Genomic DNA, 12,563 nt, shown 5'->3' with positions numbered 1-12,563 from the left:
AAGAACACGCCCTGGTTCGCCTGCGAACCCGAGTTCGGCTGCACGTTCGCGGCTTCCGCGCCGAACAGCTGCTTCACGCGGTCGATCGCCAGCTGCTCGACCACGTCGACGTACTCACAGCCGCCGTAGTAGCGCTTGCCCGGATAACCCTCCGCGTACTTGTTCGTGAGCTGCGAACCCTGTGCGGCCATCACGGCCGGGCTCGTGTAGTTTTCCGACGCGATCAGCTCGATGTGGTCTTCCTGGCGGCGGTTCTCGTCCTGAATGGCAGTCCAGAGTTCCGGATCGACGTTGGCGACGGTGCTGGTAGTGCGATTGAACATGATGATTGATCAAAAGAGAGTGATGGATTGACCCTGGTAGGCCGGACTTGCCCGGACCCGCGAAGTCGAGCGCCGGACCGGCGCTCGATGACGTCGACAACCATGCCGCCCCGCGACGCCGGCTGAACGGTGATTCGGCATTGCCATTCCAGCAGACGCAAATTCGTTCAGATAGAAGGATTACGACAATCCGCTAGGACACATCGCGCGGCGAACCGGCAAAAAAAATCGAAGGTCCGCATCGCTGCGGAACCTTCGACAGAACCTGCCGTTCCTGGGAGGCTCGCGCCTGCCCGTCGGCTTCCCGCGAATATCGGGGCCTAAACGGCGGAGAAACAGTTGTCGACGAACAGATGGGTGCCGTTGACGAAGCTTGATTCGTCAGACGCCAGGAACAGTGCGGCCGCGGCCACTTCCGACGGTTCGCACAGCCGGCCTTGCTGCACTGCGATAGCCGCTTCGGTCGCGTCCACGCCCATCGCCTGCAGATCCCTCAGTTCGCGCATCCCGTGCGGCGTGCGGATGAACCCGGGCGCGAGCGCATTGCAGCGGATGCCGCGATCGCGGTATTCGACGGCGATCGCGCGCGCGAACATGTGGCATGCGCCCTTGGTCGCGTCATACAGCACTTCGCCGGGCGTCGCGCAGACGGCCGAGATCGACGACGTGCAGACGATGCTGCCGCGCCCTTTTTCCAGCATCTGCGGCAGCACCGCCTGCGTCATCAGGAACATGCTCTTCACGTTCACGCCCATCAGCCAGTCCCATTCCGACTCCTCGATGTCGAGGAACGGTTTGACGATCAGCGTACCCGCGTGATTGAACAGGATGTCCGCGTTGCCGAACTGCTTGCAGGCCGCATCGACTGCGTTCCGCACGTCCGACTGCTTCGACACGTCGGCGCCGAGGCCGATCGCCTGCAAGCCGGCATCGCGCAGCCGCGACGCGAGCGTGGCGGCCGCGTCGCCGTCGCGGTCGATGATCGCCACCTTCGCCCCCTGCGCGGCGAACAGTTCCGACGCGGCGGCGCCGCACCCGCCCGCGCCGCCGCTCACGATGGCGACCTTGCCGGCCAGGCGCCCGTCGATCTTGACATTCATGAGTCGTTCTCCAGTCTGGTTCGTTCGGACCGCTCAGCTGAACAGCGTCCGAAGATGGTCGTTGAGGAAATGGCCTTCAGGGTCCACGCTGCGGCGCAGTTCGCGGAACGCCTCGGCCTTCGGGAACCAGCGGTCCACGTCGTCGCGGTTCGTGAAGTGCAGCTTGCCCCAGTGCGGACGCGAGCCGTAGTCGCGCAGGATGTCGTCGACGTCCTTCAGGAACGGCCAGTAGTCGACGCCGTTCGGACCGCCCGAGCACGAAATCGTCACGCTGTCCTGATGATTGAACGGGCTGATCCATGCCGGATCGCCCTTCGTGAAGCGGTACTCGACCGGGAAGATGCAGTCGCGATGCTTCGTGAGGATCAGCTCGCGCACGCGGCGCAGCGCCTCCTTGCCGTGTTCGGCGGGCACCGCGTATTCGAGCTCGTGGAAGTTCGCGACGTAATGAATCGCGTAGACCTCGGAGCTGTACGCGATCTTCTCGTGCTCGCCTTCGTAGAACGTGCGCTCGTCGGTGATGTCCATCACCTTGATCTCGCACACGTCGTAGTCCTTCTTCGAATTCGACACCTTCGTGGTATCGGGCAGGCAGTACAGGTGACGGCTTTCGGACGTCGGGCACCAGAAGAACCCGAAATGGCGATGCTTCGCCGCGAGGTCGTCGTACTGTTCCATCAGCGCCTCGAAGTCCTCGCGCCACACGCGGTCGTGCAGCCAGAACGCGTCGGTCACCTGCAGCGTCAGCTCCGACACCACGCCGAACAGGCCGAGGTTCACCTGGGTCGCGTGCAGCAGATCGAGGTCCTGCCGGTCGCTCACTTCCATGATCGAGCCGTCGGGGCGAACGATCCGCATCCCGACCACCTGCGACGACAGGTTGCCCAGCGTCGTCCCCGTGCCGTGCGTGCCGGTTGCGAGCGCACCGGCAATCGCCTGCGAATCGATGTCGCCCTGGTTGACGAGCGAGAAGCCGATGTCCTTCAGATGACGCGTCACCGCATTGATCCGCGTGCCGGCCTTCACCGTGACGCGCTTGCGTCGCTCGTCGACCGCGACGATGCCCTGGTAGTCCTTCAGCGACAGCAGCAGGCCGCTCGTCGCGACGATCGGCGTGAACGAATGTCCCGATCCCGAGCATCGGACGTTCTTGCCCTGGCGCGTCGCGGCCTGCACCAGTTCGGCGATTTCCGCCTCGCTGGTCGGCGACGCCATGTGCGCGGCGACGCACGACTGATTGCCGACCCAGTTCCGCCAGAACCCGCCACGTGGAAGCTCCATCGACGTCTCTCCAGAAAAGTGCCGCCGGACCCGCGCCGGCAGCCGTGTTCGGTTCGTCCGGCAACGAAGCGGGATGCTTCCGGCGCCGGCGCGATGCGTTGTGTTCCGTTCATGCCAAAGGTATTGCGCCGGCCGGCTTTTCACTATCGGATTTCGGCAAGCGAGGGTTTTCTCCGGGAATCGGGCCGCCGGGGTTTTTGACCGGCGCGCGCAGCGGCTACAATGCGTCGATCCGGCCCGCCCCTTCCCGACTCCGATGACGCCGTCCGCCGATCCGAGCGATTTTTCCGGCGCCCCGCCGTTCGCACGCGCGGTGGCGTTCTGCGCGTTCACCGACGTGGAGGAACAGGCGCGGATCTTCGACGGCTGGCATCTCAACTACACGCAGATCTCGGGCGGCCGGTTTCATGGTTCGTCGTCCATCGTGTCGCTCGGCGGCATCCGGCTCCTGGTCGAAGACCTCGACAAGGTGATCCTGCAGCGGGGCGCGGTGCCGTCGGACCGCATCGCGGTGGCCGTGCCGCTGGAACTCGAAGGCCATGCGCGCATGTGCGGCGAGAAGAGCGGGCGCGACAGCCTCCACGTGTTCTCCAGCCAGCCGGTGTTCGAGTTCTATTCGCCCGACCGGCACGTGCTCGTGAACGTCGAGATCGAGCCCGACAAGCTGTCGACGGAGGCGATGCGCACGCTCGCCGCGTCGCTGCGCGCGCGCACCTTCGCGCCGCTGATCCCGATGACGCCCCAGGTCGCTGACCGCCTGCGCGACCTGCTGCGCCACACGATGGCCGCGGCCGCGAAGAGCACGCCGATCGAGGACGTGACGACGCAGGCGCGGATCGAATTGCTCGAACGGACCGTGCTGTATGCGATTTCAGAAGCGATGACGATGCCCGCGCCGGAGGCGAACGCCCTCGCGACGCGGCCGACGAAGTACTGGTCGCTCGTCAACGCGGTGCAGGCGCGGCTGCAGGATGCGTCGACGTGCCCGCTGTCGATCGCCGAACTGTGCGTGCAGCTCGGCATCAGCCGGCGTACCGCGCAGTACGCGTTCAACGACACGCTCAACCTGAATCCGATCGCGTACCTGCGCGCGGTCCGGTTGAATCACGTTCGCCGCGAGCTGCGGCTCGGCGGGTCCGTGACGTCGGCCGCGACGAAGTGGGGCTTCTGGCACCTGAGCAGTTTTGCGCAGGACTACCGCGCGATGTTCGGCGAGTTGCCGTCGGCGACGGCGAGGCGCTACGCGCACCGGGAAGGCTGAGCGTCGATCGCGTGAAGCATGACGCGGCTTCGCGTTGCCCGCGCGTGAACCGAACTTCGATGAAGAAAGCCGCGGCCGAACGTGCGCCGCGGCAGGTTGAAGGCAGGCCGCCGCCGCAGTCGAGCGGCCGGCCCCCATCGGCACCGGCTGCCCTCCCGCGCGCGACCTCTCTACACCGTCACTCCTGCTGTTCCTGCTGCGCCTGCACCTGTCGCTGCTGGATGAACTGCCGCACGTCGCTCATCGTCACGCGACCGGTGTGTTTCGCATCGATCTCGTCGAAGTGCTTCGCGACGAACCCGAGCCCGCCGCTCTGCGCCTGCGCTTTCGTCACCGCCGCGCCGTTGCTCAGTACCGTGTTGCCGCCGAGTCGGGCATCGACGCGCTTCTGCGCCTGCTGCTGCAGCGTCGCGCCGGTCGACGGCAATACCGGTGCCACGCGGGTCGAAGGAAAGAACGGGCCGTCGACGCCGTGCCCGCCGCGCGGCAGCTTCACCGGCGCCACCGCCTGCGGCGGCAATGCGTGGGCGCTGCTCATCACGGCACCGAGGACGATCAACGGGGACATACGCCGCATCAAGTTGATTAGGGACATGATCACTCGCATTCGATGGATGAATAGTGGGTTCCTTTTCGCAAGGAGTCCGTTGTTTACGGTGCCGCTGCCAGCGTCGTCGCGGTGGTCGCGCCCGGCGAGGCGCCGGTCGGCGTGCCGGCCGGGTTCTCATCCGGCCACGGCGGCGGCAGCGTGTGCAGCGTCAGCGCGGTCGGAATCCGCCGGCCCTGATAGAAGAGCTTCAGGTCGCGCTTCATCTGCGGACGGGCCACGTCATCCAGATACGTCATGTGCCCGCCCTGGAAGAAGTTCACCTGCAGCTTCGGGTTCAGCCCCTTCACCGTCTGCAGCCGCGCGAGTTGCTTCTCGGTGTTGAAGAACGGCGTCGCCAGATCGTGGAGGCCGTTCTCCGCGAGCACCCGGAGCTTCGGATTGAGCTGCAGCGCGCCGAGCAGATCGGGGATCGTGTCGGGCATCGGCTGGCCGTCATGCGAGAAGTCCCACACCTGGATGATGTTGTCGTTCAGCGGCAGGTAGGTCGCGTTCGGCGCGGTGTAGCCGAGGTAGTCGGGCATCTGCGTCGCGAGCGCGTTGGTGAACGGCTGCGAGATCAGGATGTCCGACGGATCGCCGTCCGTTTGCAGCCGCGGGTCGGCGTTCGGCAACGACACGCGTCCGTCGTAGCGGCCGATCGTCGTGCCGGGCACCGGGTTCGTGCCGAACGGATTCGCGTTGAAGTAGTCGCGCAACGCGTGCTGCGTGAGGCTCGACGGCAACGACCACAGCGTCAGCGTGGCATCGCTCGGGAACACCGGCGTGCCGAGCGCGTCCGGAATGCCGAGCTGGCTCAGCACCCACGACTGCGAGTACTGCTGCAGCTGGTTGTAGATCAGCGTCGTGAACAACTCGGTCTGCAGTGCATACAGATAGGGATTGACCGGCGCCGGCGACACCTGGTTGAAGTACGCCGCGACCGCCGCATAGCCGGGCAGGTAGCCGGCCACGGTATCGGTCTCGAGCAGCAGCCCCTCGGTCGACTGCGTGATCGCGACCGCTTCCACCGCATCGGCGAAGTAGTTCAGGATCGCCGACTGCAGCACGATCCCCGTCAGGTGCACGCCGGCCGATTCGAGCGCCAGCGCGAGCATGTCGGTACGCGGCGTGCCGTACGATTCGCCGTACAGGTAGATCGGCGACGTGCCGCGGTTGTTGACGTTCAGGTAGCGCTGGATGAAGTCACGCATGATGTTGACGTCCGCATCCGAACCCCAGTACTTCTGGTTGGTGTTCGGCAGCACGGCTTCCGACAGCCCGGTGCCCGGCGGGTCGATGAACACGAGGTCGGTCGTGTCGATCAGGCTTTCCGCGTTGTCGACGAGCGGATAGTTCGGCCAGTTGCTGCCGAACAGCGGATCGGGCGTGGCGACGCGCGTCGGCGCGAACGAGCCGAGCCGCAGCCAGATCGACGACGACCCCGGGCCGCCGTTGTAGACGAACGTGACGGGGCGCGGCTTGCCGTTCGTGCTCGGCACCGTGTACGCGACGTACGACATCGACGCTTCCGCGTTGCCGTTCGCGTCCTGCGCGGTCAGGTGGCCGGTGGTCGTCGTGTAGCTGACCGTCGTGCCGCCGGATTGCCACTGGTAATGCATCACCGCCGCCTTCTCCGAGACCTGCGCGGCCGCGAGGCCGTCGGTCGCGTTCATCGAATAGGCGACGGGGTCGACGTAAGGCTGGTTCGCCGCCGGCGTCTGGCTGCCGGCCGCCTGTTGCGCGCCGGCCTGCTGGCTGGCGGTGGCCTGCGCGAGGCTCGATGCGCCGACCGACGACGAATCGTCGCCGCCGCAGCCCGCAAGCACCATGGTCACGACGGTCAATGCGCCTAGCCCGGCCAGCCGGCCGCGACGTGCCCGGCGGCTGCCGGTAATGCTCCTGTCTGGTTTCATGCCTCGATCCTTGTGTTGGGTCGGATACCGCTTCACACAGGCCGCCATCGCCGGCGAAAAACGCGCAGGCATACCCGCCACTCGCGTTGCACGGTCGGCAGACGGCGGTTGGGGAATGGACTTCTTCGAGAGACTGAACTTGATACAGACACAGCAAACTGCTGGCGGAGAATGATGCGGGAACGCCGCCCCCTGGCAGTTTCGACGACTTATCGTATTACCAATATTTACGACATGACAAAAATAGGCGGTGCTGCGCCGCGTTGTCAAAGATCATTCCGATATTAAAAAATCTCTTATGATGCGAACGGAGATCAGTGTCTGGCATTTGAAAGAAAAACGATTGTTCGAACTGGACACGTTGCGTGAATCATTTTTCCTGAAATGCCGTCCGTTTTGCGCAGATCTCGTAGCGCTTGGCGAGTATTGGAATCGCGCGCAAAGGCCCTTCAAATCGACAGGATTTTTCTTTCATTTTAATTATTCGAATCCGATTAGAGCAAATCGTTGAATAAAGCCCGATATCATCCACAAAATACCGATTCCGACTGTTTACACGACGCACTGAGGAATTATTTACCCGATATCGGAATCAAACCATCGGATGCACTGAACGGCATTGATGCGTAATACGCGGGTATTCGCAACGATGAAGCGATCATTCGCGCCACGCGTTCCGGATCGGATTGCGGCGATCGCGAATCGGGCACGTGATGCGTGGAGGAGAGAGAGGCCGGTGAGCGAGCGACAGCGCACGATTTGCGCGCCGCCGCCGACTCACGCGACGACGTGCGGCAGCGCCGCACGCCGTACTTCAGAGGTTCGACGTGGAGGAGATCAGCGCCCGCCGCCCGGCAGCGCGATATCGATCAGCACCGGATCGTGGTCCGACGAACGATACGCATCCGGCGCGTAGAAGGTCTTCTGCTGCTCGGCCGACTTGTACGCGAGCGTGTACTGCAGCGCGAGCGGCTCGTCCGCGTTGATGTGCCATTCGTGCACGGCCTTCACGTGCGATGCGAGCGGCAGCGACGCGAGCGCGTGATCGAGGTAGCCGGCTTCGCCGTTGTATACGTAGCTGTACGCATTGGCGCCGATCCAGCGCGACACGAGGTTGCGGTAGCCGCGCGATTCGAGCAGGCGGATCGGGTCTTCGTACGTGTAGCTGTTGAAGTCGCCGATCAGCAGCGTGCCCTGCCCCGCGACGCCCGTCGGCGTGCCGGCGAGCCAGTCGGCCAGCTTCGCGGCCGCGCGCGTGCGCGTCGGGTTCCAGCAGCCCTGGCCGTCGCCCTGGTCGAGATCGTCGTTCGCCGCGTCCGGGCAGTTCTTCGACTTCAGATGGTTGACCGCGATCGTCAGCGCCTGCTTGCCGCCGATCCGGCGGAACGACTGCGCGAGCGGCTGGCGGTTCTTGTCGTCGATCGCGAGCGTCGACGCGCGGCCGACGGGTTCGACCGTGCGGCTGTCGTAGATCATCGCGACCGTGATCGCGTCGCCGCCGAGGCGCGACGTGCCCGGATCGACCACGCGCCAGTGGCTGCCGAGCTTCGCCGCGAGCTGGCGCACCGCGCTCAGTTCGCCGTAACCGTTGTTCTGGATTTCCATCAGGCCGATCACGTCGGCGTCGAGCGCCTTCAGCGCGCTGACGATCTTCGCTTCCTGGCGCTGGAATTCCGGGTAGCTCTTCGCGCCGCGGTTGTTCGGATCGTCGAAGCCGCCGCCGAGACCGTTGCCGTTGAAGTAGTTGAGGACGTTGAACGACGCGACGCGCAGGTTCGATTTCGGATCGCGCGCCGGGGCGTTGGCGCGCGGGTTCGAACGCGTGTCGAACGCCGGCGCGGCCGCGCCGGGCAGCGGCTGCACGCGCCATGCGCCATAACGCACCTCGAGCACGCCTTCGACGTCGCGCACGGTGTAGCCCGAGCGCAGCGTGTTGGCGGCCGACAGTTCGGGCGCCGGGTAAGGCACGGTCGCCGGGTTCTGCTTGTTCGAGCCGTCGTCGAGGATCAGCCGGTTGCGTGCGTTCGCATCGATCTGCGTCTGCGCCTGCGACGGCGGCACCACGCTCGTCGGCGTGTGCAGGCGGCCGTTGCTCAGCATCACGCTGCCGTAGCGGCCGAGCTCGTAGTTGTCGGTGACGGTGAGCGTCTGCGGCAGGCGCACGCGCATCCCTTCGTACGCGGCGAACGCGTTCGGGTTGTCGACCGGCAGCGTGAGCGTCGCGGGCGTGACCGTCTGGCCGTTCGCGCACACCGCGATCGCGCCCGACAGCGTCAGCTGCGTCTGCCCGTATTTTTCCTCGACCTTGCCGCTCACGTGCACGAGATCGCCGGCCTTCGCGCGCGCTTTCGGCGCATAGACGAACAGCCCTTCGGACACGCCCGGCTGGTTGCGGCGCTGCGCGTCGGCCTGCTGGACGAAGAAGCCGCCGAAGCCGTCCGTGCCGCCGAAATCGGCGGTGACGACCGCTTCGATCGACACGTTCTGGCCAGCCAGCGGCGACGGCGCGCCCGGCCCCTGGATGTCGGCGATCGGCGTCGTGCTGCCGCCGCAGTTCGGGCTGACGGGGGCGGCAGTGGCGGCGAAGACCGGTGCGGCAAGCGTGGGAAGCAGCAATAGCGGGGCAAACAGGCGGATTGTCGAGCGCATGACGGGGAATCCCGGTTGTGAGGATAGCGAAAGCTTAGCGGCGCTCGATGACAGTTGTTAGTAACCGGAAGACAGATGAACGTAATCTTCGACACCGCTGCGCGATGGCGATCGACCGCGCGCCCGCGGTCGAAAAGCGGGAAATCGCCTGACGAATCCCGTCCCCTGTTGCGACGATTTCCCGATGCCGGCTTCGCCCCGCCAACCGTGGAGCTAAACCGTCCCCGGCAACGCGCTCGACACGAGCACGGCAGCCACCATCAGCACGCCGGCCAGCACGACCGCCTCGATCCGCAGCACCGCGCCGAACCGGCGCAACAGGCCGGCCGGCGTCGCAGCGTCCGGGTCCTTCAGCGCCGCCAGCAGCTTCGGCATCTCGAAGAACCGGTTGTGCCCGCCGAGCGCCGCCGCGATCAGCACGAGCGCGAGCTTGAACAGCAGGATCTGCCCGTACGTCGACCCGAGCAGGTTCGCGGGCGTATCGACACCGCGCCAGCCGTTGTAGGCGCCGGTCGCGAACAGCACGATCAACGCATACGTCGACGCATCGGACAGCGACTGCACGAACGAAGCGCCGGTCGCGCGTTCGCTCGCGGGCATGCCGGCCAGACGCGGCATCACGCCGAACGCAGTCACGAACACGAGCCCGACCCATGCGCTGATCGCCAGCAGATGCAGCCAGTCGACCCACACCGGCACGCTGAACAGCCCCGCGTCGACCGGATGCCCGCCGTTGCTGCGCGAGAGTGCGATGCCCGCGAGCGCGGCCCACATCGCGAACGGAAAGCGCGTGTCGTTCGCACCCCGAAGCAATGACAGCAGCACGACGACCGCCGTGAACACCGCACCGGCCAGCCACGCGTGGCCGAAGCCGGTGCCGGCGAGCATCGAGCGGACGGCCGGCCCGGCGTCCAGCATCGACACGTCGCTCATCAGCGCGCAGTGCGCCCAGAACGCGGTGGTGCTCGCGAGCAGCGACACGGCGGACGCGATGCGCAGCGTCGCGACGAGACGCCGCGCGATGCCGTGCTGCCACGCCGACTCGCCGCGCGCGAGCCAGTGGCTGCCGAGCAGCGCGCCGACGACGACGGCGAATCCGGTGTTCTGGATCGCCACCGACACGAGCCTCAGGAGGCCGACGAAGCCCTCGTTCACCCCTTCACCCTGAACGTATAGGTACCCTTGGTGCGATGCGCGTCGGCCGTCATCGCCACCCACTGCACCGTGTACGCGCCGGGCGCGAGCTTCGGGATCGCGACGGTCATCACGCGCGGATTCGACGCATCGACTTTCGCCTTTTCGTGCGCGACGGCGTTGCCGCTCGCGTCCGACACCTTCACCAAGCTGAACGCCGGTTCGAGGTCTTCGTTGAACGTCAGCCGCAACGTGTCGGGCGCGGTATCGACCGTGCTGCCCGTCGCCGGCGCGGCGCTTTCCAGCTTGCCGTGCGCGAATGCCGCGGCCGGCACGGCGGCGGCGATCGCGCCGGCCGCGGCGAGGGCGGCCAGCCGCCCGAGAGTGATGATCTTCATGGTCATCCCCGTCATCACGGTTTCTTCAGCTCGACGACGGTCAGCGCGCCGCTCACGTCCTCGGCGACGAAGTCGACCTTGTCGCCCACCTTCACCTGCGACAGCATCGCCGGGTCCTTGACCTTGAACACCATCGTCATCGCATCCATCCCGAGGTTATCCAGCGGACCGTGCTTGATCGTCAGCTTGCCGGTGCCCGCATCGATCTTGCGGATCTCGCCGTGCGACATCCCGCGCTTCGCGTCGGCGCCCTGCATCGCGCCGCCGCTCATGTCCATGCCGGCCATGTCGCCAGCCGCGTACGACGCGGCGGAAAACGCCAGCATGCAACCCGTTGCAATCGAAACCAGTCCCTTCTTCATCGTGCGTGCTCCTGAGTGAATGAAACGAAAACCGGCGGCCGCATCGTCGCGGCCGCCGCATGCGGCCTGCCGCTCAACCGTCCGGCAATTCGCCGGTGTATTCGTACGCGACGGTGCCCTTCGGATGCCGGAACCAGCCCGGATCGCGATAGTCGTTGCGGCCGAGCCCCTGCCGCACCTTGCAGACCGTGAACATGCCGCCCATCTCCAGCGGCCCGAACGGGCCGGTGCCCGTCATCATCGGCAGCGTGTTGTCGGGCAGCGGCATCTCCATGCCGCCCATCGCGCCGCCGGTGCTGCCCATCGCCATGTAGTCGGGCACGAGCTTGCCGATCTTCTGCGCGAGATCCTTCTGCGGCACGCCGATCAGGTTCGGCACCTGGTGACCCATCGCGTTCATCGTGTGATGCGACTTGTGGCAATGGAACGCCCAGTCGCCCGGACGATCGGCGGTGAACTCGATCGCGCGCATCTGGCCGACCGCGACGTCGGCCGTCACCTCCGGCCAGCGCGCCGCCGGGGGAATCCAGCCGCCGTCGGTGCCGGCCACCTCGAAGCTGTAGCCGTGCAGGTGGATCGGATGGTTCGTCATCGTCAGGTTGCCGAAACGAATCCGCACGCGATCGCCCGCCCGCACCGGCAGCGGGTCGATGCCCGGAAACACGCGCGAGTTGAACGTCCACATGTTGAAGTCCGTCATCTCGTTCACGCGCGGCGTGTAGCTGCCCGGATCGATGTCGTACGCGGCGAGCAGAAAGACGAAGTCGCGATCGACCGGCATCGTCGCGCGATCCTTCGGATGCACGATGAACATGCCCATCATCCCCATCGCCATCTGCACCATCTCGTCGGCGTGCGGGTGATACATGAACGTGCCGTGCGCCTCCAGCTGGAACTCGTAGACGAAGGTCTTGCCGGGCGGGATATGCGGCTGCGTAAGGCCGCCGACGCCGTCCATGCCGTTGGGCAGCCGCAGCCCGTGCCAGTGGATCGTCGTGTGCTCGGGCAAGCGGTTCGTCACGAAGATGCGGACCTTGTCGCCTTCGACGGCCTCGATCGTCGGGCCCGGCGACTGGCCGTTGTAGCCCCACAGGTTCGCGTTCATCCCTGGCGCCATCTCGCGCACGACGGGTTCGGCCGTCAGGTGGAACTCCTTCCAGCCGTTCTTCATGCGCCATGGCAGCGTCCAGCCGTTCAGCGTCGCGACGGGCGTGTACGGGCGGCCGTTGGGCGGCACGAGCGGCGGCTGCGTGCCGGCCTTCGCCATCGTGGGCGCTTCGGGCAGCGATGCCGCGCCGGCCTTGCTGACCATCGCCGCACCGAGCAGCGCGGCACCCGAGCCGCTGAGAAATTGTCGACGGGACACCATGTCAATGACCTTCCGGATGCGTTGCGGGCGCTGGTTGCGCCACGGGTGAAGAAGCCGGCCGCGACGCAGCGTCGGGCGTGGATGCGGCGGGAGCGTCCGCGCGTGGCGTTGGCTGTGTTGGCTGTGTTGGCTGTGTTGGCTGTGTTGGCTGTGTTGGCTGTGTTGGCTGTGTTGGCTGTGTTGG

General features: G+C 66.1%; 10 protein-coding genes and 1 pseudogene. 1 reads left to right on the top strand and 10 read right to left on the bottom strand.

Translation table 11 applies throughout. The features are described from left to right. The 3 genes and pseudogenes from glyA to DIE17_RS36475 form a co-directional block, all read right to left on the bottom strand. Positions 1–323, bottom strand: a pseudogene (gene glyA, locus DIE17_RS36485) (serine hydroxymethyltransferase); the annotation flags it as partial. 320 nt (positions 324–643) lie between these two features. Beyond that, complete coding sequence (locus DIE17_RS36480; RefSeq protein WP_124487004.1) at positions 644–1,423, bottom strand: SDR family NAD(P)-dependent oxidoreductase; 780 nt, start codon at positions 1,421–1,423, stop codon at positions 644–646. Positions 1,424–1,456: 33 nt separating this feature from the next. After that, positions 1,457–2,704 (bottom strand): D-arabinono-1,4-lactone oxidase, encoded by a 1,248-nt coding sequence (locus DIE17_RS36475; RefSeq protein ID WP_124667789.1) that lies wholly within the window; start codon positions 2,702–2,704, stop codon positions 1,457–1,459. 256 nt (positions 2,705–2,960) lie between these two features. On the opposite strand from DIE17_RS36475, the gene DIE17_RS36470 reads away from it, so the two are divergent. After that, entirely contained in the window at positions 2,961–3,965 is a 1,005-nt protein-coding gene (locus DIE17_RS36470) for a helix-turn-helix domain-containing protein (RefSeq protein WP_124667790.1), read from the top strand. A 178-nt stretch (positions 3,966–4,143) separates the two neighbouring features. On the opposite strand, the gene DIE17_RS36465 is transcribed toward DIE17_RS36470, so the two are convergent. The 7 genes from DIE17_RS36465 to DIE17_RS36430 all read right to left on the bottom strand — a co-directional run bounded on the left by DIE17_RS36465 (position 4,144) and on the right by DIE17_RS36430 (position 12,379). Next, positions 4,144–4,572, bottom strand: a complete 429-nt coding sequence (locus tag DIE17_RS36465; protein WP_044848324.1) for a hypothetical protein — start codon at positions 4,570–4,572, stop codon at positions 4,144–4,146. A 44-nt stretch (positions 4,573–4,616) separates the two neighbouring features. After that, positions 4,617–6,467, bottom strand: a complete 1,851-nt coding sequence (locus DIE17_RS36460; RefSeq protein WP_124921823.1) for a S10 family serine carboxypeptidase-like protein — start codon at positions 6,465–6,467, stop codon at positions 4,617–4,619. 837 nt (positions 6,468–7,304) lie between these two features. Further along, positions 7,305–9,116 (bottom strand): ExeM/NucH family extracellular endonuclease, encoded by a 1,812-nt coding sequence (locus tag DIE17_RS36450; protein ID WP_124667793.1) that lies wholly within the window; start codon positions 9,114–9,116, stop codon positions 7,305–7,307. A gap of 213 nt (positions 9,117–9,329) precedes the next feature. After that, the gene (locus DIE17_RS36445) at positions 9,330–10,271 is read right to left on the bottom strand and encodes a copper resistance D family protein (protein ID WP_124667794.1); all 942 of its coding nucleotides are present in this window, start codon (positions 10,269–10,271) and stop codon (positions 9,330–9,332) included. Then, the gene (gene copC, locus DIE17_RS36440; protein WP_124667795.1) at positions 10,268–10,648 is read right to left on the bottom strand and encodes a copper homeostasis periplasmic binding protein CopC; all 381 of its coding nucleotides are present in this window, start codon (positions 10,646–10,648) and stop codon (positions 10,268–10,270) included. The genes DIE17_RS36445 and copC overlap by 4 nt, the downstream gene beginning before the upstream one ends. A 14-nt stretch (positions 10,649–10,662) precedes the next feature. After that, positions 10,663–11,010, bottom strand: coding sequence for a copper-binding protein (locus DIE17_RS36435; protein ID WP_124570803.1), 348 nt, complete (start codon positions 11,008–11,010; stop codon positions 10,663–10,665). A gap of 73 nt (positions 11,011–11,083) precedes the next feature. After that, positions 11,084–12,379 (bottom strand): multicopper oxidase family protein, encoded by a 1,296-nt coding sequence (locus DIE17_RS36430; RefSeq protein ID WP_124487013.1) that lies wholly within the window; start codon positions 12,377–12,379, stop codon positions 11,084–11,086. Positions 12,380–12,563: the final 184 nt, after the last annotated feature.

The sequence above is a fragment of the Burkholderia sp. Bp9099 genome (genome assembly GCF_003857805.1).
Lineage (GTDB): Bacteria > Pseudomonadota > Gammaproteobacteria > Burkholderiales > Burkholderiaceae > Burkholderia.
Note: the sequence above shows the minus strand (reverse complement) of the source record. Positions and strands in the feature narration are given on the sequence as shown.